At 40.2% G+C, this 26421-nt stretch carries 20 protein-coding genes; 7 read left to right on the forward strand and 13 right to left on the reverse strand.

The genetic code is table 11. The features are described from left to right. Positions 1 to 51: 51 nt before the first annotated feature. The 9 genes from M1F17_RS02115 to M1F17_RS02155 all read right to left on the reverse strand — a co-directional run bounded on the left by M1F17_RS02115 (position 52) and on the right by M1F17_RS02155 (position 10517). Positions 52 to 870 (reverse strand): helix-turn-helix domain-containing protein, encoded by an 819-nt coding sequence (locus M1F17_RS02115; RefSeq protein ID WP_318837211.1) that lies wholly within the window; start codon positions 868 to 870, stop codon positions 52 to 54. Between the two features lie 506 nt (positions 871 to 1376). Continuing rightward, a complete protein-coding gene (locus M1F17_RS02120) occupies positions 1377 to 2603 on the reverse strand; it encodes an SGNH/GDSL hydrolase family protein (protein WP_112307386.1) in 1227 nt (408 codons plus the stop codon). Next, positions 2575 to 3744: a DUF459 domain-containing protein gene (locus tag M1F17_RS02125; protein ID WP_094961456.1), complete on the reverse strand. Its 1170-nt coding sequence runs from the start codon at positions 3742 to 3744 to the stop codon at positions 2575 to 2577. Before M1F17_RS02125 ends, M1F17_RS02120 begins: the two co-directional genes overlap by 29 nt. Next, complete coding sequence (locus M1F17_RS02130) at positions 3731 to 5149, reverse strand: MBOAT family O-acyltransferase (RefSeq protein ID WP_004261191.1); 1419 nt, start codon at positions 5147 to 5149, stop codon at positions 3731 to 3733. The genes M1F17_RS02125 and M1F17_RS02130 overlap by 14 nt, the downstream gene beginning before the upstream one ends. A gap of 349 nt (positions 5150 to 5498) precedes the next feature. Then, positions 5499 to 6308 carry a protein bax gene (locus tag M1F17_RS02135; protein ID WP_164454927.1) on the reverse strand — a complete coding sequence of 270 codons (810 nt, stop codon included), beginning with the start codon at positions 6306 to 6308 and terminating at the stop codon, positions 5499 to 5501. Between the two features lie 492 nt (positions 6309 to 6800). Beyond that, entirely contained in the window at positions 6801 to 7946 is a 1146-nt protein-coding gene (locus M1F17_RS02140; RefSeq protein WP_094961455.1) for a DUF4056 domain-containing protein, read from the reverse strand. Further along, on the reverse strand, positions 7946 to 9091 hold the full coding sequence (locus M1F17_RS02145; RefSeq protein ID WP_094961454.1) for a BamA/TamA family outer membrane protein: 1146 nt from the start codon (positions 9089 to 9091) through the stop codon (positions 7946 to 7948). Before M1F17_RS02145 ends, M1F17_RS02140 begins: the two co-directional genes overlap by 1 nt. After that, the gene (locus M1F17_RS02150) at positions 9091 to 10110 is read right to left on the reverse strand and encodes a hypothetical protein (RefSeq protein WP_004261181.1); all 1020 of its coding nucleotides are present in this window, start codon (positions 10108 to 10110) and stop codon (positions 9091 to 9093) included. The genes M1F17_RS02145 and M1F17_RS02150 overlap by 1 nt, the downstream gene beginning before the upstream one ends. Positions 10111 to 10334: 224 nt before the next feature. Further along, positions 10335 to 10517 carry a hypothetical protein gene (locus M1F17_RS02155; RefSeq protein ID WP_004261179.1) on the reverse strand — a complete coding sequence of 61 codons (183 nt, stop codon included), beginning with the start codon at positions 10515 to 10517 and terminating at the stop codon, positions 10335 to 10337. Positions 10518 to 10769: 252 nt separating this feature from the next. Here M1F17_RS02155 and M1F17_RS02160 point away from each other — a divergent pair, with 252 nt between their 5' ends. From M1F17_RS02160 to arnT, 7 genes are all read left to right on the forward strand, one after another. Further along, the gene (locus M1F17_RS02160; RefSeq protein ID WP_094961453.1) at positions 10770 to 12227 is read left to right on the forward strand and encodes a DUF4026 domain-containing protein; all 1458 of its coding nucleotides are present in this window, start codon (positions 10770 to 10772) and stop codon (positions 12225 to 12227) included. 395 nt (positions 12228 to 12622) lie between these two features. After that, on the forward strand, positions 12623 to 13081 hold the full coding sequence (locus M1F17_RS02165) for a regulatory protein RecX (RefSeq protein ID WP_004261175.1): 459 nt from the start codon (positions 12623 to 12625) through the stop codon (positions 13079 to 13081). 261 nt (positions 13082 to 13342) lie between these two features. Further along, a complete protein-coding gene (locus tag M1F17_RS02170; protein WP_036958415.1) occupies positions 13343 to 14761 on the forward strand; it encodes a carbohydrate porin in 1419 nt (472 codons plus the stop codon). A 217-nt stretch (positions 14762 to 14978) separates the two neighbouring features. After that, positions 14979 to 16337, forward strand: coding sequence for an anaerobic C4-dicarboxylate transporter DcuC (gene dcuC, locus M1F17_RS02175; protein WP_004261170.1), 1359 nt, complete (start codon positions 14979 to 14981; stop codon positions 16335 to 16337). A gap of 275 nt (positions 16338 to 16612) precedes the next feature. Beyond that, positions 16613 to 17872: an aromatic amino acid transport family protein gene (locus M1F17_RS02180; RefSeq protein WP_094961452.1), complete on the forward strand. Its 1260-nt coding sequence runs from the start codon at positions 16613 to 16615 to the stop codon at positions 17870 to 17872. 286 nt (positions 17873 to 18158) lie between these two features. Further along, entirely contained in the window at positions 18159 to 19433 is a 1275-nt protein-coding gene (locus M1F17_RS02185) for a bifunctional O-acetylhomoserine aminocarboxypropyltransferase/cysteine synthase (protein WP_206277685.1), read from the forward strand. 368 nt (positions 19434 to 19801) lie between these two features. Next, positions 19802 to 21448 (forward strand): lipid IV(A) 4-amino-4-deoxy-L-arabinosyltransferase, encoded by a 1647-nt coding sequence (arnT, locus tag M1F17_RS02190; protein ID WP_110592507.1) that lies wholly within the window; start codon positions 19802 to 19804, stop codon positions 21446 to 21448. A gap of 66 nt (positions 21449 to 21514) precedes the next feature. Here the strand turns inward: arnT and M1F17_RS02195 are convergent, their stop codons facing one another. The 4 genes from M1F17_RS02195 to M1F17_RS02210 are packed head-to-tail and all read right to left on the reverse strand — an operon-like array spanning position 21515 to position 26353. After that, positions 21515 to 21691 carry a hypothetical protein gene (locus tag M1F17_RS02195; RefSeq protein ID WP_004261134.1) on the reverse strand — a complete coding sequence of 59 codons (177 nt, stop codon included), beginning with the start codon at positions 21689 to 21691 and terminating at the stop codon, positions 21515 to 21517. Continuing rightward, complete coding sequence (locus M1F17_RS02200) at positions 21688 to 24792, reverse strand: MexW/MexI family multidrug efflux RND transporter permease subunit (protein WP_206277684.1); 3105 nt, start codon at positions 24790 to 24792, stop codon at positions 21688 to 21690. The genes M1F17_RS02195 and M1F17_RS02200 overlap by 4 nt, the downstream gene beginning before the upstream one ends. Positions 24793 to 24802: 10 nt before the next feature. Continuing rightward, a complete protein-coding gene (locus M1F17_RS02205; RefSeq protein ID WP_140172599.1) occupies positions 24803 to 25912 on the reverse strand; it encodes an efflux RND transporter periplasmic adaptor subunit in 1110 nt (369 codons plus the stop codon). Between the two features lie 12 nt (positions 25913 to 25924). Next, on the reverse strand, positions 25925 to 26353 hold the full coding sequence (locus M1F17_RS02210; protein ID WP_004261127.1) for a DoxX family protein: 429 nt from the start codon (positions 26351 to 26353) through the stop codon (positions 25925 to 25927). Between the last annotated feature and the right edge of the window lie 68 nt (positions 26354 to 26421).

The raw sequence follows: 26421 nt of genomic DNA on the forward strand, positions 1-26421 counted from the left end.
ATAGCCCTACCATGAAAATGGTAAGGCTAAAGTTTAAAGGTGAATAAAGTACTAAATCAAGGAATGGGGGAAGCTTGGCTGCGCATGAAAACTTTTAAATGCCAGTAAAAAATAAGGGACATCATCATAGCCGACTTCTTGGGCGATACGTGTCATAGGCATATTTTCTGTTCTAGATAATATCATTGCTTTGTTCATTCGGGACATTAAGCTAATTTTGGAAAAACATGTATATTCACTGGCTAGTCGTCGTTTAAGGGTTGAAGGACTCATATGGAGTTTTTTTGCGATAGTATCTAGAGTAAGGCATTGTTTACCTGCGCTATGAAAAATTAAGTCATACACTTTATCTTTTATCGAGATATTCATTGAGGCATATAATGTAGAGGAAAATTCATTCACCAGTAAAAAAAATGATAGAATAAAGTTTAAATGAATATGAATAACATTATGGCTGGTCGGTGAGTTAGCTTCTTTAATTGCAGAATGAAATACATCTTCAATAATCGGGTTTTCTTGTAAGCTAGTATAACAAATTTGGCTTATTGAGTGTGTCTTTTTCTTATTAATAAATAATGCTGCATGCTGTTGGTAAAAGGATTTTAACATATCGGTGGTCATTGGAAGTACATCTACAGCCAGCAGATTGTGATTATCAAGATTGATTATCTCAATTGAAGATCCTTTGGGGAGAAAACAGATATCTGCAGCCGTTAGTCTTTGCCATGGACCTTCTTCTATCCGTATTTCAATTTCGCCAGACCTCACTTTAAATAGTAGAGAGTGAGTTAGATAAAAGCTATTTTTTATTTTATTTGATAGGGTTTCAATATAGGTATGAAACGATTTAACACAGAAATTAGTCGACATTTTTGAACCTAAATAAATATTACCTACGATTATTACCGTAAAATTATTCTGGTTGTGTCAAAGAATTGTTCACGGCTTCCATATTTTTAACAACAAACCTTGAGCTTGCATAAGCTGAAAGATCGATTTGTTATTACTTCCTGACTTAATAAACTTCAGTGTATAGCGATGTGGTTTATTAAAAGGAACGCAGGGATACTAATTTTATATAGGGTATATTGATTTAATTACTGGTCACGATTTTTTATGTTTTTGAGAGAGAACAATAAATTCTTAACGAGTCAGTAATATTCCGAGAGTCATTATTTTAACTCATTGTTTTTATTTAAAATAATTATTTTTATTTTAATATTGGAATTATGTTTTTAGAGTAACAAAAAGATAAGTAAGAAAAAACAAAGTGAAATGACAACTATTAGGTGCTTAACATTAAAAAATAGTAGGAGTAAATAAAAAGGCAGAGTACGTTGAATATACTTCTGCCTTATCGTGCGTTGGACCAGTAATCAATTCAATATTTGGTTTAACTGACTATATAGGCCTTGTGCGCTCTTCTTATAACCCTCGACGGAGAGGTGCACATTATCAGGTCGTGCTAAATCTTGTGCTGCCCATGTGCGAATTGAACAAGGGCCACCCATAAAGGCTTGCCAGTCCCAAAATAGCGTATTTTCCTGAGCGGCAACTGTTTTTTGAATTTGAATCACACTCGTTAAATTCACTGGCATCTGAGCTTGGCAACTCGCCGCATCATTAAATTTAAGTGAATCATTCGGGCCGATAAGTAAAATAACGCTATTTGGCATTTGTTGGCGAATTAAGCGAATTTTGGCGCGTAAATTTTGCTCGTAAGCGGCTAAATCTAATGTATCGTTAAAAGCTTCATTGGTTCCATAGGCTAAAATCACCATATCAGGGGACATTTGAGCTAAGGTTTCGCTCCATTGTGGTTGCCATTTATCTGTCATACTCAGTGTTGCACCATTGAGCCCAAGAGCTGAAAACATTACTCCTGGTTTTTGCGAACGCACTAACCACCCACCAATTTTCAACCCATCACCTTTATTAACAGTAACTTGGGCTGGAAGCTGGGTATTTACAGGGGACGAAAATACCCACTGGTTGCCTGTGGCTGGCAATGCAACATTGGGGGAGACGGCAGGAGCGACACGCATTTGTGAGTCACTTGTGCTTTGGTATAGAGTTTGTAGCTGATAAGCACCTAGCGCAGGCTGTAAAGGCTTGAGCACTACTTTACTGTTGGCTGCTTGTGGCTCGGCAATTAGCCCACCCAGTGGGTAATCAAAGCGTTCATCTTTGCGGCTTGAAGCCAGTGACCACTCTTTCTTTTCGCTCATACGGTTAATGGTCGCTGTTCGTTGCCCAGGTACCGAAATCGGAGGAATGAAGCCTGGGCCCGCGTCACCATAACGTTGCTGAAATAATGTTCTTAAATTACCGCTGAAAAAGTCAGCGGCTGTATGTGAATCACCAATTTGGACAATGTGAACTTGTTGGTTGCCTTGGCGTAATTTATTCGCCAATTGTGGCAAATTAGGCTCTGAGTTATTGACCAACTGCCCTTGTGCAACGACTGGCTGGCCTTTAGGCAGGCTAGTCGTGCGAGTTTTGTCTGATGTGTTCTGGCAAGACAATAAGCCCAGCGACAAAAGCGCAATCACGCTACCCGCCAATATTTTGGACTTAGCTTGACACAGTTTGTTCAGTTTCATGAGGTTCCTTTTCTTCCTCTTCTTCGAAATGAATGAGTGAGAATACTTTTTCAGCAATCAATTGTTGACCTTTTCCGCTGAAATGGATCCCGTCACCACTTCGCAATTTAATGGTACTACTCGCATCACCGATATAGTCAGAATAGGTATCGCCTTTATATTTAAAGACATCATTGACCGAAAAGTAAATTTCACCGTTGTCTTCAACTTCAGATTGGTAGAGGCTACTTAAGAATTTCATGCCATCGGAGAGCGTATTTTTACGCATATTAGGAGGCCCAACCCAAATAACATCAACATTGTGCTGGCGAGCAGTCGATATTATATCACCAATTCGTTCACGGTACACTTTTTCCCAATCTTCACTTTTAAATTTGACGTATTTATAACCCGTCTGTGGTGGCATATCCCAAGGGTCGTTAGGTCCTAAAAAAATGACTAAAACCTTAATGTTGGGGTTATCATTCAATGCCTTAGCAATGGTTTGTGGCCAATTGAAAAAGCGTGGATACGCCAGTCCTGTACTTTGCTTGCTTAGGTTAATGCTATCGATATTATATTTTTTCAAGAGCATGTTTTTAACATGTGGAGCGACGCCTTGCATCATGGAGTCCCCCGCGAACAGGACTTGTTGGCCCTTTTCGATATTGGCAATATGTTTTGCCACGATTGGCTGATCTTTTTTGATTGTAAAACCACCAAAGTTAATTTTCTGGTTTTTCTCTCTAACTTGTGGCCGTTTAAGCCGCTCAGGGAAAGTAATCGATAAGCTTTCAGCTGGATAAATATAGCCATTTACGAAATGAAGACCAATTTGAAACTCTTTGGGGAAACTGAGTTTTTTATCTTTATTGGCCAGTTCAAGCTCTGCGGCTTGTTTGTCTTCCTGCGCTTTTTGCCCTGATGCGTAATAAGTGAATAAGCTTCCTGCTTCAAGCGCACCATCATGTAAATAAGCACCATAATCCCAGATAGGATTCCCTGCCATTTTTGCCCATGGGGTATCTTGGTGATATTTTTGCTGCCAAAATCGTTCTAGTGAGCTTTGATTCAACCAAATTAATAATAGGCCAGCAATTAGGACAATAAATAAAATCTGCCCAACTTTGATTAGGGTATTTTTAAACTCAGAAGTTAGCATAAATAAACCCCGGCATACCTGAAGGAGAAAGCATAAACATAATAGTTAGAATAATCGCGAGCGGAATAGGATAATAATACCAAGGAATGGTTTGGTATTTTTTTGCCACATAATGGTAGCCTTGTACAAAATAAGGGTAGGTAATCAGTAGTAGCCAAAATGCGATTAGTAAGCCTAGGCTTGCATTAATTGAAGCAATAAAACCAGGTGCAATGATTTGATTGGCCATTAACAGGGCATCATCAAATGAGGGGCTACGGAAGAAAATCCATGCAAAGCAGACAAAATGGAAAGTAATAATTCGTGACACCCAAACGGATAATGTTTTATTAGGAATCACTTGGGTCCATCCTAATTTTTCCATGCATAAACTCTTAAGATTGAGTAGCACAATTCCTAATCCATGAATGGCTCCCCAAACTACAAATGTCATTGCTGCACCATGCCATAACCCTGAAATGACCATCGCAAGGAATACATTGGTATTCATACGGCTAAAACCTTTGCGGTTACCGCCTAGGGGGATATAAATATAGTCGCGAATAAATGTAGATAAGCTGATGTGCCAACGGGCCCAAAACTCTTTTAAATTTGCAGCTAAATAAGGCGCATTAAAGTTAACAGGGACTCTAAATCCTAATAATAACGCGATGCCCGTCACCAGATTGGTATAACCTGAGAAGTTAAAGTAAATATTCCAAGCATAGGCATAGGTTGCTACTAGGATCTCTCCCGCATTGTAACCCACGGGAGAATCAAAGACTGGATTTACAAAATTTTCAGACAAGTAAGAGCTAAATAAAAACAATTTCACTAGTGCTAATGAAATAAGCAATATCGCTTTTCGAGGATCTAAAACCTCACGGCTTTCCGCTTGTATTTGGGGAAGAAAGTTCTTCGCGCGGTTGATTGGCCCTGCGACGATGCTCGGAAAAAATGCAAGATACAATGTTACATCAAAGAAATCGGCTTTAGGAATTTCTTTGCGACAAACTGATACCGTATAGCTTACCGAATGGAATACATAAAATGAGAGTCCAAGCGGTGCGAGTATTTCCAATATAGGAAGACCAACACTAAAACCAAATTTATCGAGTGTTTGCTGAATAGTCTCTTGGAAGAATGAGTAATATTTAAAGGTGGTAAAGAAGCCAACAATGACAGCGGTAAGAATACCGTATATCCATCGACTAGAGAGCCAATTGGTTGCCACGTTGGTAAGCAAATAAATAATCAGTGTGTAGCTAAATAAGATATAAGCAAAGTCAGGACTAAATGAATAAACAAAAAAATAGCTAGCAGTGATTAATAAGCCATTTTGTAACTTTGCACTGGGCTGACAACCCCAATAAATAAGAAAAAAAATCAAGAAAGAGCCAAGAAACTCAAAAGAGAAGAAATTCATATTAGACTCAAAGATGTTAATTATTTTGTTAGAAGGTTAGGGTATATGATATTTGATCTCTTTTTCTATGCAATCAGAATATTGCTTGTCATATTGCTCGTCATATTTCGAGCGGTGACTTTGTTGGCTACGTTCAGCTACCCTAGTCACATACTTATGTATGCTCCTAGGGGTAGCTTCTCTTGCCGCCTCGCCACCACTCGAACTATTTAAGGCAATAGAGTAAATCTAAAAAAACATAAAAAATGAATTAGTCGAATGAGTTAAGTAAGTTAAATACGGTTTGTGAGGGATAAAAAATCCACTTAGTTAAGTGGATTTTTTATGTCTTGTACCTGGTGATACAAAATTAAATGCGAGTGGCTGCTCTTTGCTGAGCTTGTGTAATCAATTCTTCATTACTCGCGTACATCTCTTGTAAATAGCGGTTATAAGTAGAACCTAACTCTGAGTACCCTTTCATATCATTGATTAACTTTTTAGTATCTAGCTCATCTTTTGATAGACGCTGTTTTGCTCGTGAAGTACGTAGTGACTCATAAGCATTATGGGTATTCATATTTTTCATATAAGCAGTCACGGTCTCTTCTACAGAAGAATATGTAGAATAGCCTTTAATCTTTCCTTGTTTGGTCTGGCAGCCACTACCGCAGCGCATACCAAATAAATTACCGTTTTGCAGAGCAAGTTGTGATGTACCCCAACCAGACTCTGTTGCTGCTTGTGTGGCAACTAAGTGTGTTGGCATGATGTCGACACGACTCAATAGTTTGTTCCAATTTAAACGTTTTGGATTACTACATTTCATACCATAGCTATTACAGATTTGTTCAAGACGGCGCAACTCTTGTGCGCTCCACTTCTTATTAGCTTGTACTGATAGCAACCAAGTACGTTCAGCCATAATCTGCTTATTCACTTTTTCAATAACAGGGACAACCGTTTTCAAAAATGCTTTCTTTCGAGGCGTACCAGAAGGGTATTTACGCAAGTCAGGGAGTGAGGTTTTAGCCTGACTTACATTCTGTTGCACAGTCTTATTAGTATACTCTTTATTGAGCATTGTGCTGGTACTGGTGGAGCCCATACTCAGGCTCGAAAATAAAAGTAAAAATAAGAAAGCGAAGACGGCGTTTGTCCTCATCGTTCGAGAGGGCATTTGCTTCTCCTAAGTATCTCTGAACAAAATTCGAGCGAATATTAGCAGATTAATTTTTCACGAGCTACATTTATCCGGATGACATTAAGGAAACTTCTGTATTATTTTGTGGATTTTTTTATATTAATATGAATGTATTGATTTTAAATGACCTAATGGTTTCGTTTGGTATATTTTCATATGATGAATGATAAGTTAAACTATTTATTCCCGTGGCGTTTGCGCTTTACTTAAGTTAAATTTGAGTAAAAAACACACAATTCATTTAGTTATTATAGGGTTATTTTGTCTGAAAAATAAGCAGTTGGTAGTCTATTTTTTGACCGAAATGAGTTCTCCATCGTTTTATTAAAGCCTATCGAGGCGACAAAAGTGAAATAAGATTATTATCTGCAAATGAGTAAAAAGTGACATTTACCTTAAATTTTAAGCGCAACAATGTCAGGATAAAGTCCTATAGGGTGAGTCATATGGATATCACAAATAGTCCCTTTAAGGTTTTAAAATTTGTTGCAGTAAATCTTGTTGCTTCGCATCTTCCGCCAGCTGTGGAAAATCTGCCACTGTCCAATAAGAGGTCGGTTTGGGGAGCTGTTTCATATTTCCAGTAGGGAGCAAACGCAGTTGTGCGAGTAATGACAAATCATATTTGAGATAGCGGTCAGGCAACGTTAAAAATAAGCCTTCAGATGGCATAATTTGTGGGGGCATCAGAGGATAACGTTGGTCACTTGTTTGGTAATCTCTTGTTAAAACAAGAAATTTCTCTGGTACTCTACGGTAACTGTTCCACCATAAACCATCAACGCTATCAAATATTTTTCGCGTGGTTTTTCTATCTTTGCTACCGAGTTGGTGAAGGGCCAGTGGAAGAATATTTTCCATTGATTGAGAGTAAGTGGCTAAAGAGCCTGCTCGGCCTTGTAGTATCAAAGTTAAGGCGAGACGGGAACCAAGTAAATTTGAGTACAGGTCTTCAGGGGAAAATGCGGAAACCCCTTCAGAAAACCCCGGTACAGATTGATAGCCATACCACTGTGCAATTTCATGCCATACCGCGAGTTGGAAAGCCAATTTTGCGGCTAAGTAGGCGCTTAGTGTATAGCGCTGTTTGGCGGATTTCGGCGGTTCAAATGCACTGAAATGTATTTGTCTATCCGCTAATTCTTCACTCAGTGACAACGACCATTGTTGGCCTAGACGTGGGTAAATTTGGCTAAATAAGTAAAAAGTATAATCTGCAGTATCTCTGACATGGGAAATATCAATAAACCCGCTTTTATCCGTATAGAGTAAGCCTATTTTTTCATTACTGAGCCCCATTAATGCCGCAGAGGCACCTAAAAAGCTGTCATTATAATGATGTTCTCCTAGGCTATCTGCTTCAACGATATTATCGATAGTGTAAAACGGGACAGGTAATCCCCATAGCTCAGCTTGCAAGTTGTAGCCAAAGGCGCAGCAAGCGCGCAAACCTTGTGGTGGGGCTAAGGAAGCAATAATAGGCCAATTTTGTGAGGCTTCTTCAAAAGTATAGGGGGTAATGACAGGCTCAATAGTGGGTAATTCCAGTTTGTCATGACTTTGGCAGGCGGCTAATAAAAGTCCAATCCCCATTGCCAGAACCCATTTGAACATTAAAACGCCTCCCCAACTTGAAAATATACCCCTGTACTGTTGCGGCCGACACCGAAATCCAAGCGAACATTCATTCTTGGTTTAAATTCAAAACGATAGCCTACGCCAACGGTGGGCAACCAATGCCCTTGGCCTAATTCAGAGGCAGTATCACTCATGGTTCCTGTTCCTAGCCAGCCTACAACGCCATGACGCCAATCGAGTTTATGACGAAGTTCTATTTGGCTGGTGAATATATTGTTATCACGATAACGACCTTCATAATACCCGCGCATGCGGTTACCATTACCGAGTAATGATAGCTGGTTCCACGGTACATTTCCGGTTGAAAACCTCGCATAATTGTCGAATGCAATAACAGTCTCTTCGGCTAAGGCATGGTAATAGGCATATTGTAATTGGGTGGTTTGGAAACGTGTATCGCTACCGAGGGTAGGCGCAAAATAAGTATAGATGGCCTCAAAAGCTTGCCCATGATAGGCATTGGGCAGAAAATCTCGTGTGTCATAACTGTAGTATGCACTGATGCCTGAATTTAACACCGAACGACCCCCAATTGAATTGGAGAAATACTGTTTGGCGCCATCATCAGGATCGCTGGCATTGATTGATGAAAAGTTCCAACCAAGACCAATATAAGTCGAATCGGCTAATTGATATAAGACTCTTGGGGTTATTTGGAATTCTTGGGAATGGTACTTTTCTTTATTGTGATCGTTTTTCCCTGCAGAATATCCCTTACCCCAGTAATAAGTGGGAATATTGTTAATGGTGCCGGAAACAAATAACCGCCACTGGTCGTTATCAATAAAATTATAGTTGGTAAAATTTAAGCCAAACGCGCCTGTAGACGACGCAAAACCGCTTAAGCCAATAGAAGACGGCTGGGTTTGTTTATCTTCTTTATCTATTCGATATAAACCAACCAGCGCAGTACCAATACCAACGCCCATTTCGGGGGTATAAAATGGCCCCGGTAATACGCCCCAATCGACAGTTTTACTTTCATCAAAGCTATTTTTTCCACCGAGATCGTTTAACCAGCCATCGATTTGCTGGCGATCAGGGAGTAAATCAGCTTTAGCGGGAAAAATAATAAAAAGGCTGAGCAAGGCCAGCCTTTGGATAATTGCCGAATGCCACATTAAAAACGGAATTCCCCAGAAATATAAAAACTATTTCGGTTATTAAAACCGACTTCTGTTAACACATTAAAGTTTCTAGTGAGTTCGACACGGGCACCGATAGTATTATTCCATTTATGGGCAAGATGCTGTTTAACATCGAATTTTGCATCGTCTGGCGCTAATGCCATCAACCCACTCAATTCAGGCGGTAAATCTAGTTTATTAATATCACCTTTGAATCGTTGGGTAATATCTTGATACATGGCACCAGTCCAAATTTGTAGCTTTGTATTACCTTGACCAGGGATTAAAGGTTCAAAGATAAATTCATAACCAACCCGAGGAGTTACAACAAAAGCAGTAATGTCACCGTCTAAGATATCAAGGCTTGTTCTGGTATAGTTAAAATCTAATGTACTAAAGAATTGGTTATACCCACCAGCGAAGGTAACACCACCACCATACGTTTTTCCTTTATAATCTAATTCAAAAGGTAGATTTTTACCGATATCAATTATATTTTCTTTGCCAAAAATTTTGACCCGAGCTTTTACACTATCAAGATTTGTGGTTGATGTTCCTTTGGTTTTTCCATAAACGCCATATACGTTCATAAATGGAAAGACCCAAGTATCGAGTTTTAACATATGTGATTCATTCTTACTGCGTGTATGTCCTGTTTTAATCATTAAGTCATCATTTAAATCGAATTTAACAAAAGGAATATTTACGCCCTTTTCTGATTTAAAGGCTATTTTGTCAACTTTTATATCTTGACGTAGGTTCATATATCCGTAGCCGATCCCAAAAGGTTCCGGTAAATCATACCCTCGAGCGCGGGCTTCATCGCCCCAAATCGGCAGTACTCGTGACTCTGTGGTAGAAGAACGAGTAATGCCGCCTTCGCTGTTACTTTGTGGGACTCCAGACTCACTCACGGAGACCGAAAATAACGGACGATCACTATCGGCAAAGCTCACAGACATGCTCATAATAGAAGAAAGAATCAGTGCAGTACTGAATTGAATGCGTTTCATAAAATTGGCTCAATCTTTAGATAATAGAGAGGTGTAGTTAGGTATATCTATAATAGTTGGAATTTTAACATTGATAATTTTTTTATCGATAGCGCTTAATGCTTTTTTATGAAGATCTAAAACTAGATACCTGTATGTTAATTGTTTATTTAAGATTATCATTTTTCATACCTAAAATAGCTGCCGATGCAAGAAATAACATCGGCACGATAGGGCTGAAAATACTATTTTTTGTTTTGTTGATGAAACTTAACACGCTCATGAAAATAGGCTTTTAAATGGTCTTCCATTTGGTGAATCTTTTGTTCTAAGGCGTTGACCAGCACTTCATCGCTATTCATATCGAAAACGCGCTGCATCGCCAGTTCATCAACATATTCTTTTTGTGCCTTGGTTAAATCAGCCATATTTGAATTACCTTTATTGAAATAGAACTTTTGCTTTATCAATTTAAAGCAAATTAAAGAAAGTGCATTATTGTGCCTCAGTCAATACAGTATGAAAAGTAGAATAACTGATTGTCGAATAATGATTATTTATTAACTTACTTGCAATACGAAGGATCAAATCACAATCTCTGTTTGTTAAGAATAATCACAATATTCTTAATGAATATAAGCTGATATCCTCGCCAGAGTCACTTATTAATAGGTCTGAAAATGAATAATAAACAACACTACCTTGATACCGCAGCAGGTGAGGGTGAAAAAGAAGCATCAATGATGGTTGCTATCCCTGGTTCTGAGCTGACGTCTTTATTATTAGAGCAGCGTTTAGAAGAGCAAACTTATTTCACCGATGGTGAAATAGACTACATTCCTGAGGATGGCGGCTTTTTCTTTAGCTGTAAAAAAGATGAAGAAGAATTACGTTTTTATATCTCTTTAGTGGATAGCGACCCTGAATATACCATCAATCCTTATTTTGCCACTGATCCAATTAGCCCTGAGCTGTATGCAGAGGCCAGTGCTGCTCCTCAAGCAGTGATTGTTGAATGTTTATTTCAAGGGCAGCCATTAGCTAATTACCTTCAGCAGCTGAAAATTATTCAAATATTAGTGCCAGATTTATTACTAGGCTTGGATATTTCTGCCGCAGGGAAAGTGTTTACTCGTGAGTGGCTTAATTTCCAACTAATTGATGATTTGATGCCAAGCATTGACTCTTTGTATGTTGTTCATGCTATTTATGATCAAGAAGACAATGAAGACAAGCCGGAAGAAGAGCGTGCTCCGACCATGTATTGGTTCCATACTCACGGTTTGGCACGTTGTGGTTTATCGGAAGCAGAAATTATTATACCGCACCCGATTGCTTCTTATTATGGTATTCCCGAACTATTTTGGAGCTTCGTGAATAACAGTATTACTCACGGAAAAATCGTGTTTAATGAACCTATTTTTATTGGTCAAACCCAAGCAGGCTATGAGTATTTAGTTGCAGTACCGTTTGAAGAAGGGCTGTTGCATGTGGGTAAATCAACGCCAATTGATGACTTAAAACCACTTGAAGAGATGAATTTCGAGTTTGGTGATGCGTCATCAGAGCGTTTCATGGGGGATTGGCATGATCGAGACGAATCTCATCAGCACCCATCCGCGATGTTGTTTCGTGTGACACAAGAAAACCCGGTATTAGAAAGTTTCTTTGAAGGCTTTGAAGATCAAAACGCGATGATGTTTATGCGTACCGATGAAGAAACCGCTGATATGTCCCGTAAAGCCAAATTACGTTGGGAATATTTTACCCATATGTTAGATAACTACGGGCCAAAACCAGTCGCTCAGAAGAAAGGCTTTTTTGCCAAATTCCTCGGTAAAAACGAGGAAGCTGAAGACTCGGAATGGCGCTTTTTAGTGAAATGCGGTATTGGTTACCATGATGCAGAAGAAGATTTCGATGGTCATGAACATATGTGGTTTGAACCTGTTTCTTGGAATGGAGACAAGTTTGAAGGGCGTTTAATTAACCATCCTTTTTATGTGAAAAATATGCAAGAAGGGGAAGTTTATCCATTAACGCGCGACGATATTACGGATTGGACAATTTATTTCCAAGACGGCAGTTATACCCCTGATACGATATATAAATTGTTAAGTGGCGCTCAAGTTCACTAACTTGTCATACTCGTCATACTTCAAGCTGCATGGGTGTTGACTGCGCTCGGCCAGCCGAATCACATACTTATGTATGCTCATCGGTCTGTCTTCGTTTGTCGCCTACATGCAACTTGAATTATTTAGAGTATATACGCGTCACGATTCAAACCGCATGGGTGTTGACTGCGCTCAGCCAGCCGAATCACATACTTATGTATGCTCATCGGTCTGTCTTCGTTTGTCGCCTACATGCAACTTGAATTATTTAGAGTATATACGCGTCACGATTCAAACCGCATGGGTGCTGACTGAGGTCCGCCAGCCGAATCACATACTTATTCAAGCTAGAGTACAAAGGTTTATGTTAGACTGGGCGCGCAATGCGCCCAATTTAATGATGAAAGTTTAACGCCATGAATGAATCCGAGCTTTACCAATATGCCTTGTTTATGCTTTCCCGCCGTGATTACGGTAAAGCCGAGCTATTTGCTCGTATGAAACGGCGTATGTATGAAAAAAATGAAGGTATTATTGATGAGCCTTTAATTGAATTGGTGCTTGAAAGACTAAGTGAGCAACATTTTCTTGATGATGACCGTGTCGCGGGGCTATTAATGCAAGGTTATCTGCGCAAGGGATATGGGCCATTGCGGATAAAACAAGAAATGCGGCAGAAAGGTTTCACTGAAACGGTTGTGGAAAAGCATTTTGCTACTCTAGATGTAGATTGGTTTGAAAAGGCCGCATTGGTTCGTAGTAAAAAATTCGGTGATGACCTTCCTCATGATTTCAAGGAAAAAAGCAAACAAATTAGATACTTACAGTATCGTGGCTTTTTTGGCGATATGATTTATGAGTTATTCAATGGTTAGTTTCCATATTATTAATTTATAAAATCACTTACTTTTCAACTGGTTGAAATAAAATCTGAACATAGTTTTTGACGTTGTTTATTTTAGATTAATCAGTGAATTGTGAGTTCGATCTTTCTTTTATCAATTTCATGTTAACGTTAACATATCTTTGATCATATACTGTGTTCATGTTCTGGGCAGCTCACTTCACGATAAATCAAAAAAGAGAAGAAAGCGCTAGCAATGATATTTATTGGTTTAATTCAAATAGGTATTAATATGAAGATGTTACCGTTATCTGCGATTGCAGCGGCTTTTGTCATCCTATTCCCTTTGGTGGGGGATGCTCAAACGGATTTAAGCCGTATTGAGGCAAGGCTGGAGGCGTTAGAGAAAAGAGCTGAGTTGGCAGAACGACGTGCCGAAGCTGCTGAACAGAAAGCAGAAAAGCTCGAACGAGTGATGAATATGCATGAAACTACCAAACAACCCATATCAACCGTTGTTAAGGAGCCTATTTCCAATACAAATGTACCAAGGGAGAGTGAAGAAAAACCAACATCTGGGATCCAATACCACAATGATTACGGTGAACTTAAGCTTTATGGCGATGTTGAGTTCAATATGGATGGGGCGAGTCGTCAGGGACAAATTACATCTGTCAGAACGGCTCTTGGGAAAAACAACCAACCAAATAAGAGTGATAATTGGGATATTAATGGACGAATCTTGATTGGGGTAGATGGTAATCATTTGAAAGATAATGGAAATTATGCAGGGTTTTCTGTGCAGCCGCTTGCGGATATGACAGGAAAAATGAACCTTGATGATGCCGCTTTTTATTTCGGGCAAAAGGATCGCTGGCAAGTAAAGCTCGGCCGTTACGAAGCTTATGACATGTTCCCATTAGGACAAGATACGTTTGTACAGTATTCAGGCAATACGGCGAATGATTTATACAGTGATGGGTTCGGTTATATTTATATGATGAAAGAAGGGCGGGGGCGTTCAGGTGATGGTGGTAGTGTGCAACTTTCCCACTCATTAGATGATTGGTATTTTGAAATTAACGCATTGGTTGAAGATGGTACTGCTTTATTCGATGACTCTAATTACCATGGTTATCAGCTAGATAATAAGAAAAATGTTATTTATTTAAGGCCTGTGGTGGCTTGGCAGCCGAATGATTTTAAAGTGGCTATTGCGATGGAATCCCAAGTTATCAACAATGCCTATGGGGATAACGTTGATGGTCATTGGAAGGATATGTCCAAACGTAATGGATATGGTATGACTTTAGGATGGAATAGCGTAGAAAAAGACTCAGATAATGGCGTGCAGCTAACATTCAGTACTGCATACCTAGATGCAATAGCAGAAACAGATTTATCGTTAGGTGGCTATGCCTTGTGGCGTCGCGCTCAACTAGGTTATATCTATGCGCATAATAATATTAAAGATTTTAATGCAGTAAATATTTCGACAGACCCTAATTCAGTATTGAATAACATCCCAGGTAAATATGATATTCATACTTTGTATGCTTCTTATGAGTTACCTCAAATTTTAGCTATAGATAATTACAAAATTTATCTTGGTGCTTATTATTCTAAAATTAATGCAGATAACCCTAATTTGATTAGTCATCATGATGATGAACGCTATGGTGTTCGTGCTCGCTTCAAATATTTTTTCTAGTCTAAGTTAAGCCGTTCTTCCTATGTGTTGTTAATAAATAGGAAGATCGGCTGCAAAATAACTATCAAAAAGATTTTTTATTTATTTCTCTTGTGTTTTAACGCATTTCTATATTAAAAATCATCTGCTGACATGATCATTGTCAGTGAATTTTGCTTAATGATTAGGCAGAGTAATTTTTTTTATAATTACAAAATAAGACAGGCAGGAGAAATAAATGATTGAGCTCTTAATCGGCGTTATTGTCGCCATTGGAGTTGGGCGTTATATCATAAAAGGGTATTCCGCAACGGGTGTGTTAATGACAGGAGGGATTTTACTTCTAATCATTACCGCTATTATGGGCAAAAGTATTTTACCAGGTTCTGTTCCGACGACGGGGTGGCGTGTAACAGATATTCTGGAATACATAAAATTCCTATTAATGAGCCGAGGTGGCGACCTTGGTATGATGATCATGGTGTTATGTGGGTTTGCATCTTATATGACTCACATTGGGGCGAATGATGTTGTGGTGAAAATCGCCTCTAAGCCATTAAAAATGATCAACTCACCTTATTTGTTGATGGTTGCTGCTTATATTGTGGCATGTTTGATGTCACTGGCGGTATCTTCTGCGACAGGCCTCGGTGTATTACTGATGGCGACATTATTCCCTGTAATGGTGAATGTCGGGATCAGTCGTGGTGCAGCAGCAGCAATCTGTGCATCGCCAGCGGCAATTATTTTAGCGCCGACATCTGGTGATGTTATCTTAGCGGCAAAAGCGGCTGAAATGCCATTAATCGACTTTGCATTTAAAACGACCTTACCGATTTCTATCGCGGCAATTGTGGCAATGTCAATCGCTCACTTCTTTTGGCAGCGTTACCTCGACAGAAAAGAAAATGTCACGACTGAAATGTTAGATGTGAATGAAATTAAAACCCATGCTCCTGCTTTCTACGCTATTTTACCTTTTACGCCAATTATCGGTGTTTTAGTGTTTGATGGTAAATGGGCGCCTGAATTGCATATTGTTACCATTATTGTTGGCTGTATTATTTTGGCTGCAATCATTGAATTCATCCGTAGCTTCAGCGCTAAACATGTCTATAGTGGCTTAGAAGTTTGCTACAAAGGTATGGCAGAAGCATTTGCAACGGTCGTTATGTTATTAGTGGCGGCTGGGGTATTTGCTCAAGGTTTAAGTACCATTGGCTTTATTAAAGGGCTCATTGACCTTGCACAGTCATTCGGTTCTGGTGCAATTGTGATGATGATTGCACTGGTGGTGATTACGATGTTAGCTGCGATGACCACAGGTTCAGGGAATGCACCGTTCTATGCATTTGTTGAACTAATTCCTCATTTAGCAAAACAAATGGGGGTCAATCCTGCTTACTTAGTGATACCAATGCTACAAGCCTCTAACTTAGGGCGGACTTTATCGCCGGTATCAGGGGTTGTCGTGGCCGTATCTGGTATGGCAAAAATCTCTCCGTTCGAAGTCGTGAAAAGAACGTCAATCCCAGTATTAGTTGGATTGGTTGTGGTTGTAATTGCGACAGAAATATTAGTGCCTATATATCTATAACATTTCAGTTTCTCAGGTAAAAAAATGGCTGAGCGAATAACTCAGCCATTCCTCGAATTAAAAATTAAATACTTTATATCTAAAATTTACTCTTTTAATTGATTGCGAAATTATTTTTTTACAGAATAATTACGTGGTATTTGTTCTTTTACGTTATTAACGAGATCTACCCCAAAAAGTTGAAAGAAATAGAGTAATTAAATTAGGTACTGTTGCCCATTTAATGCAAAATCTGCACATCTTATTTTAATAACGTTAATGATGAAGAACACAAGATGAGCACAATTGAAAAAGCAGTAGTTACAGAAGATAAACCTGTCAGTAAGTGGACTTATAAGGATTTCACTTGGGTACTTTCTTTATTTGGTACCGCCGTGGGGGCAGGCGTTTTATTCCTACCAATTAAAGCTGGTGCTGGGGGGTTTTGGCCATTAGTAGTATTAGCAATAATTGCAACGCCAATGATTTGGTTGGCTCATAAAGGGTTAGCTCGCTTTGTCTTATCCTCAAAAAATCCAAATGCCGATATTACCGATACGGTAGAAGAGCATTTTGGTAAAGTAGGCGCAAATATTATTACATTTGCCTATTTCTTTGCTATTTACCCTATCGTATTGATTTACGGTGTCGGTATCACGAATACTGTTGATTCATTCTTAGTAAATCAATTAGGAATAGACCCACTACCACGATGGTTATTGTCTGGAGTATTGATTGCTGCAATGACTGCTGGTGTGGTATTTGGTCGCGACCTTATGTTAAAGCTCACCTCCCTAATGGTTTATCCTTTGGTATTCATTTTGTTAGCTTTATCATTGTATCTAATCCCTGAGTGGAATATGTCCATGCTAGAGGTGGCTCCTGATTGGAGTGCAATGCCTGTGATTGTTTGGATGGCGATCCCACTTATCGTATTCTCATTTAACCATAGCCCAATCATCAGCCAATTTACTAAAGACCAACGTCAGCAGTTTGGTGATAATGCAGTGGTAAAAACGGATATGATTACTGGTGGTGCAGCATTGATGCTGACTGGTTTCGTGATGTTTTTCGTTTTCTCTGTGGTGTTATCACTAAGCCCAGCAGAGCTTGCCGTTGCGAAAGAACAAAATATCAGTGTGTTATCACATATTGCGAATATCAACCCATCGCCAATCCTATCTTATTTAGGGCCTATTGTTGCTTTCGCTGCGATTGTATCAAGTTACTTTGGTCACTTCTTAGGCGCTCACGAAGGTTTGGTTGGGTTAATTAAATCTCGCTCTTCTTTCTCTGTGAAGAAAATTCAAATGGCATCCATGTTATTTATTGTGATAACAACCTGGATTGTGACTATTCGTAACCCAAGTATTTTAGGCATGATTGAAACGATGGGGGCACCAATGATTGCCGCTATTCTATTCATTCTACCTGTTGTTTCGATGAATATTGTTCCTGCAATGAAGAAATTTAGCACTTCAAAATTGGCACAAATCTTTACTTTTATCTGTGGATTAGCGTCTATTACTTCGGTTATTTATGGTGCATTTTTATAGTTATAAATAAAGTGATATAAGAAACAGAGCCATGACCTGTAAAAGTCATGGCTTTTTTTATATCAATACGAACTAGGTTATATGGATAGACATTGATATAACTAATTTTTAAGCTGAGGGGTGTGATAATCACCCTCACCGTATCTATCAATATGAAATAATTTCAAGTGCAAGTAGTTGCTCGGTATCGTGGCTTAGGTAATATCTAAGGTTATCACAGCATTATAATAACGTAATCACTACCTCTGGCTGTAACTATTCCAGTGCGTTGCAACAAGGATAACTAATGAAATTAGAAACATTATCGATTCACGCCGGTTACTCTCCTGACCCTACCACTAAGTCCGTTGCCGTGCCAATCTACCAAACCACCTCTTATGCTTTTGACGATACTCAGCATGGTGCTGACCTCTTTGATTTAAAAGTCGCGGGTAATATTTACACTCGTATCATGAACCCGACTAATGATGTTTTAGAGCAACGAATTGCTGCGCTTGAAGGCGGTGTCGCTGGCTTGGCCGTTGCTTCTGGTATGGCGGCAATTACTTATGCGATTCAAACTATCGCGCAAGCTGGAGACAACATTGTTTCTGTAGCTAAATTATACGGTGGAACCTATAACTTATTTGCCCATGCTCTGCCGCGTTTAGGAATTGAAACACGTTTTGCGGAGCATGACGATCTCGCCGCATTTGATGCGCTTATTGATGATAAGACGCGGGCTATTTTTTGTGAGTCAATTTCAAACCCAGCGGGCTTTATTGTTGATATTGCGGCGCTCGCTGAAGTTGCACACCGCCATGGTATTCCTTTGATTGTCGATAATACGGTGGCGACACCTTATTTATGCCGTCCATTTGAACATGGGGCAGATATCGTCGTTCATTCATTGACAAAATATATTGGTGGTCACGGTACATCACTTGGCGGAATGGTTATTGATTCAGGTAAGTTTCCATGGACAAAATACCCGAATCGCTTTTCGTTATTGATAGAGCCGGATGTGGCATACCATGGTGTCAGTTATACCGAACATTTTGGTGCAGCGGCCTTTATTGCTCGTTGCCGTGTTGCGCCATTGCGCGGAACGGGGGCTGCATTATCACCGTTTAACGCATTCTTGATTTTACAAGGTTTAGAAACCCTCGCGCTAAGAATGGATAGACATACCGAAAATGCGCTAAAAGTTGGGAACTACCTGGAAAATCATCCACAAGTAGAGTGGGTGAAATATGCAGGGCTACCGAGTAACCCTGAACATGGCTTAGCGCAAAAGTATATGAACGGCAAGCCAGCAAGTATTATGTCGTTTGGTATTAAAGGTGGCCAAGAAGCAGGGGCACGCTTTATTGATGCCTTGAAACTGATTGTGCGGTTGGTAAATATTGGTGATGCTAAATCACTAGCCTGCCACCCTGCATCAACGACACATCGTCAACTTAATGATGCAGAGTTAGCGCAGGCAGGAGTTTCTCGGGATATGATCCGCTTATCAATTGGCATAGAACATATTGATGATATTTTAGCAGACCTTGAACAGGCGTTAGCTGCTGCCAAATAGTTTTACTTTGTATGAATAACAACCGGTTATGGTGAATACCCTGACCGGTTTTTGTTTATAAACTGCCGTACACTTTTTTGTATTAATGACTAATATTAAGAACGAATTAAATTTTCACCTTATTTTTAAATACTGAACTATTCTTTAAACACTCAGTCTTATTATTTGATTCTTATCTATTTTTGTATATGAATTGTAGTATTCATTTATTGATTGTTTATATACAGCGACCTTTCTACCAACTAACGTTTGATTTGTTTAAATGGGGTTTAATTGGCATAACGATAATAGCTAAATAAAAGAGCGTGTTTGCTCAAACGAAATAAATAAAATGATTAAATATCAATAAAAAGAATGGTTGAGATGAGATGATTATGGCAAACAATAGAATTGCCTACCTTAAATGGTGCCTGTTATTTGGTTTTGTCCTAGTGACCTATTTTTTACCCTTAAATGGTAGGTTACTGTGGCAACCGGATGAACTGCGGTATGCAGAAATTAGTCGGGAATTGATTATAAGTTATAACTGGAGTGTTCCTGAACTTTTAGATATTCGTTATTTTGAGAAACCTATTTTTGGTTATTGGGTAGGGGCTGTTTTCCAAATGTTATTTGGTGAAAATAACATTTCTGTTCGTCTTGGTGTGGTATTTAGTACATTAGCTAGTGGGCTATTTGTTTATCTTAGCGCTAAAATGGCTTGGAAAAACTCACGTCTCGCTTTCAACGCGGTGTTTATTTATCTTTCAATGTTGATGGTCTTTACCATCGGTACCTACAATATTCTTGACCCGATTGTGACAGCATTTATCACTATGGTGATTTTCTTTTTCCAATGGGGTTTAACGACAAAATACTTCTCTCATAAATTACTCGCTTTTATGATGATGGGAGTAGCCTGTGGGTTAGGGGTATTAACAAAAGGTTTTCTCGTTTTAGTGCTGCCAGTACTTGTTTGCTCTGTTGCCGCTATTTACTTTAAGCAATTCAAAGAAGTATTTGTTTTCTCGTTTGTTTCGCTGTTCACTGCTTTTGTCGTGTGCTTACCTTGGGCCTTTGTTATTGCCAGCCGTGAGCCTGATTTCTGGAACTATTTCTTCTGGGTTGAGCATATTCAACGTTTTATGGCGAATAACGCGCAAAACAAATCCCCATTTTGGTTTTATATCCCTATCTTGCTCGCTGCGGTATTACCTTGGCTAGGGTACCTTTTTGGTGCGCTACGACACGCATGGCAGCAAAAAGGGTTACATATTTATTTTCTATTATGGTTTATCGTGCCATTTGTTTTTTTCAGTATTACTAAAGGAAAATTACTGACCTATATTTTGCCTTGTATTGCACCGATCGCGGTTCTTATGGCAGCCTACATTGAAAAAATACTGACTGAGAAAAACACACTCACTATTCGTTTGAATGCATTGATTAACACACTGATAGGTGGCGTTATTGCTGGTGGAATTATTGCTTCTGCTTATTACCCTAAACTGAATGTATATCAGGCCGATGAAAGTGGAAAGCTATGGTTAGCCGCTGGCGCATTTATTTTTTGGTTATTGGTTGCGTTGCTTTCTTTCAAACAACGGTTTTGGTATTTAGCCGCAGTGTGTACGGTGGCAATTAGCTTAACGGTAGGGCATGTGATCCCATCTCGTATTGCCAGTAATAATACACCACAAGAGGTGATTGCGAAGTATCATCACCAGTTAGCTGATAAATCTGTATTGTTAACCAATAATGTCGGGCTAGGCACCACATTGGCTTGGGTACTTAAACGCAGTGATATTACGATGCTTCACCAAACTGGGGAATTAGGCTACGGGCTAAAATACCCAGATGCCGCTAATCGGTTTTATAGCTTAAAGCAGTTACCTGATTTATTAAAAAATTATCATTATAAAGATGTGGCGGTGGTCGTAGAAAGTTCTCAGCGTGAATTGTTGGACGCATTACCCGGCAACCCAATTATTATTCGGGAAGGTAATCTTGTTTTAGCTTTTTATGAAGGCCAATAGAGACAGTACGTTGGGATGTTATTTGATAATCGCCGCCATACCATTTAGGTTTGGCGGCTATTTACATTAGCGTGTAGGCTTATTTAAAGTGCTCGAGTTTGACGCTGAATGAGATTTTTCCAGACCTGCGGGGAGACCATGATAAATTAATAGCATGGCCATGCTATTACTCATTGCATTCACTTCCACTTCGTTGACTGTACGGCTGTTACGTTGATGACGGCTAGTTAACGTATTTCTCATTGGGACGTCTCCTCAGTTTCTTTGATTAGGCGATTCGCTTCGGCAAGCTCATAGCGCCTTGGTGTTAGTGCGGTTGCACTGTGATTACGGGCTAGCAAGGTATAAATGGTTGGTAAAACAAACAGGGTAAATAATGTGCCAACTAACATACCAGTGACTATCACTAAGCCTAAGCCAAAGCGGCTATTTGCTCCTGCTCCAGTGGCGAATAGCAGAGGAACTAAGCCAATCACCATTGCTGCGGTTGTCATTAGTATTGGGCGTAAACGAATTTGTGCTGCTTTGAGAATGGCATGTCGTCTATCTAACCCTTCATTGGCTTGTAATTCATTGGCAAACTCAACCATCAATATTCCGTGTTTACTGATTAAGCCAATCAATGTGACTAAGCCGATTTGGGTGTAAATATTTAATGTTGCATAACCAAGTGCCAATGGAATTAACGCACCACAAATTGAAAGTGGAACAGTAATCAAGATAATCAATGGGTCGACTAAACTTTCATATTGTGCCGCTAAGACTAAGTAAATAATGATGAGCGCCGCCATAAAGGCAAAGGCGAGGGTGTTTCCTTCTTGTTTATATTGGCGCGAATCGGATTGCCAGTCATGGCTAAAACCTGCTGGTAGCTCATTGGCAATATTATCTAAATAAGCAACAGCTTGGCCTAATGTGACACCAGGAGCAGGTATTGCTTGGAAAATTGCCGCATTTTGCTGATTAAATTGCGTGAGTTTATTCGGTTCAACTTGGGTATTGATATCAACCACCGTTGACAGTGGGATCATAGTTCCCGCTTCCGATTTCACATAATGGCGTGAAAGGGCTTCCGGTGTTAAGCGTTGGCTACGAATACTTTGAGGGATCACATCATAAGAACGGCCATCCATCCCAAAGCGGTTAATATAGTTTTCCCCCACTAATAAGGTCAGTGATTCCCCGATATCTTGCATACGAATGCCTAAGCTATTCGCTTTTGAACGGTTAATACGGACTTCTACCACTGGGTTGTTGTAGTCGAGGTCACTATCTACCACCATAAACAGACCGCTTTCACGTGCTTGTTGCTTGATCTCTTCCATGGTTTTATAGAGTACCGAATAATCTTGCGGACTTCTGAGAACCATTTGGATTGGCAAGCCACCCGTTGAACCTGGCAAGGCGGGTAACTGGAAAACGAAAATACTGTTCCCTTCGACATCACCGACGCGCCCTTGTAAGTCACCTTGGATCTCAGATGCGGCGCGGTCACGCTGCTCCCATGATGTCAAGTTAGTTCCCCCAAAGCTGGCGGAGGGGCCATCGGTTCCGTTAATAATCCAAGTACTTTCTGTTTCTGTCAACTCCATGAAAACATCATGTAATTTACGCGAAAAACGTTCTACATACTCGAGGTTAGCGTGTTGCGGAGATTTGATCGCCGTTAATACACTAGACTGGTCTTCCACAGGGGCTAATTCACGAGGAGCTGATTGATAAAGCAGTGGTAAGCTAATGAATACACCAACGGCAATAACACCTGTTAACCAACGGTTTTTCAAAGAGAAATTCAATACAATGGTATAGTAATGGGCTAAGGTAGAAAAGAAGGTTTCTGCCATACGTGCCATACGCCCTTCATTCTGTTTTGAGTTCAACATAAACGAGCTCATTACAGGGGAAAGGGTTAATGCCACAATACCCGAAACAATCACCGCCCCGGCCAACGTGAGTGCGAATTCTTTAAACAAAGCTCCCGTTAAACCTGACATCAGCCCTATTGGAGCATATACCGCTGCCAAGGTGATCGTCATCGCGATAACTGGGCCTGCCACTTCACGAGCACCAATTAAAGCCGCTAAAACTGGTGATTTCCCTTCTTCAATATGGCGATGGACGTTTTCGACCACAACGATAGCATCATCGACGACGAGACCAATTGCTAATACCATGGCCAGTAGCGTCAGTAAGTTAATACTAAACCCAAATGCCATCATGAGTGCGGCTGCACCTAACATAGATAGCGGAATAGCTAAAATTGGGATGATTACGCTGCGAATTGACCCTAAACACAGGTAAATAACCGCAATAACAATCAGTAGCGCTTCAACTAATGTACTAATCACTTGGTCAATAGACGCTTTAATAAAGCGCGAAGTTTCAAATGCCATTTCCACCTTAACACCGGGTGGTAAGGTTTTGGTGATGTCAGGCATTAATTGATTCATGCCGTCAACGATTACCAAAGGGTTACCCGTTGGTGTGGCAAATAAACCAAGGTAAATAGCAGGCTCACCATTCATTAAACCACTGGTTTCTGTGGAAGCGGCTCCTAATTCAATGGTTCCCACATCTTTTAACCGTACTAATCCATTGCCGTCGTTGCGGATCACTAGATCACGAAACTCATCGACATTAGTGAGGTCGGTATTAACATAGACATTAGAAATCACGAACTCGCCTTTGACTTTACCGGGTGCCGCTTGGTAGTTGTTTTGGCGAACTGCTTGTGCAACATCCGCAGCGGTTAGCCCTCGGCCAGCTAATTTATCGGCATCCAGCCATAAACGCATTGCTAATTGTTGGCCTCCAAAGACTTGAACTTTAGCAACACCATCAATTGAGGAATACATTGGCTCAATGACGCGAGAAATATAGTCTGTCAGGGCTGGAATGGATAAATTGGTGCTGGAAAAACCGATATAAGCAACCGCAGTGGATTCCCCAGAAGAAAGTTCAATCACAGGGTCATAAGCTTCTTTCGGTAATTTATAACGAACTTGGTTCACCTTCGCCATTACTTGTGCAAGGGCTTGAGTGGAGTCTCGGTTAAGTTCCATTCGTACGGTGACAAGGCTACTTCCTTGCACAGAAGAAGAAGACAGATAATCGACGCCTTCCACTGAGGAAACCGCTTGTGCGATGGGTTGTGTCACAAACCCTTGCATCAATTTAGCTGATGCGCCAGGGTATTGCGTAGTAATGGTGATCGTCGAGCTTTCAAGTTGTGGATATTGGCGAATAGGCAGTTTACTCAGCGCAAATAAACCAATTAATACAATCAGCGCACTGACCACGAGAGCCAGAACAGGTCGGCGAACAAAAATATCAGTAAATTTCATTACGCCTTCCTTATGAACCTTGAGCCGTATTAGTGACAGGTTCAGACAATGTATCTTGGGCAACAGGGGTGACAGCAGAGCCGTCGTTTAAGCGTAATTGCCCAGAAGTGACGACTTTATCGTTAGCACTTAAGCCGTGTTCTATTTCAATTTTGCCATCCCAACGTTGCCCCGTTTTTACGGACACCCGCTTGACGGTCATCGCATCCCCTTCACCTTGCGTAATAAATACGGTATCGCCATAGGCGGTATACGTAACAGCGGTTTCTGGGATTGTAATGACTTCATTACTGGCTTGGCGTACCACATTCACATTGGCGTACATCCCAGCTTTTAATGTGCCATCGCTATTTTCTAATGTGGCTTGCAGGGCGATAGTACGTGATTTACCAATGAGTGGGTCAATGGCCGTAATACGGGCTGGAAAAGTTTTATTGGGATAAGCATCAACTGTAATATCAACAATTTGGCCTTGATGCAGTTCCGGTGAGGCCTGTTCATCTAAGGAAAAGTTGAGCTTTAAGGTTTTGGTATCCACCAGGCTGGCAATGGCTTCCCCTGGGTTTAAATACTGTCCTTCATGGACTTGGCGAATACCTATCGTACCGTCGAATGGCGCTCGGATTGTCTTTTGCGCAATCAATGCTTGGGTTTGGCGGATCAGGCCATGGGCAATATCACGTTCAGCACGTGTACTGTCCACTTGAGCCTCTGCCACTAAATGTTGCGCAGATAATGAACGTGTTCTTTCATATAAGCGAGCCGCATTGCGCAACTGTGCTTGGTAACGTGATAAATCAGCTTGTTCAACGGCATCATTGAGTTGTACTAATAATTGGCCTTTTTTGACTTGCTGGCCAGATTCAAATGCAATTTTTGTTATACGGCCATTGGTTTCTGCCGCGACTAAGACTTGGCTGCCAGCTTCTAACTCACCTACACCGTAAAAAGTACGAGGCGCGGTATCTAAGCTAACAGGTGCCAATGCCACTTTCACGGGTGGATATTGGTATGCTGCTTGTTCGTCTTCTTCATTTTGCGCATAGGTCGAATAAATCGCGCTACCCGCCCCAACAGCGATCAAAACGGAACAAAGTGTCATTATTGTTTTTTTATTCATTAAATTTTCCTTCTATTTCTGCGTCTTTAACGCGAAATAAAGACCTCGAAAATGCCCTGCAATGGCGATAGCGATTAAGCCCCCAATAACAGCGATATGTTCAATTGCCCAAAACATGGCGATTTGAGCTTGTTCTCCCGTGTAGCTCCAAAAGGTGTGGACAACCACAATAGTGAGGAACAAAAACACGGCTAACGCGCCAGTTCCAAGCCATAAAAGACGGTTAAATAGCACAAGAACAGAGCCAATTAACATGACAGCAGCAGAAGCAATATTGAAAAACCAATCTGGGTGAAGACCTGCGGCACGCATTTCAGCCAGACTATTTTCATAATCAAAAACTTTGGCTAAACCAGATGAAATAAATAAAACCAAGACTAGTAAGCGAGCAATAACCCATAAGCTATTGCTTTCTAACATTTTGGTAATCACCGATGGCATAAACCTATCCCCTTTTAAAAAATAACCTCAATTGACAAACTAGCAGGGTGGCACTATAAAACCTTAAG

The organism is Providencia sp. PROV073 (assembly GCF_033688125.1).
GTDB lineage: Bacteria > Pseudomonadota > Gammaproteobacteria > Enterobacterales > Enterobacteriaceae > Providencia > Providencia hangzhouensis.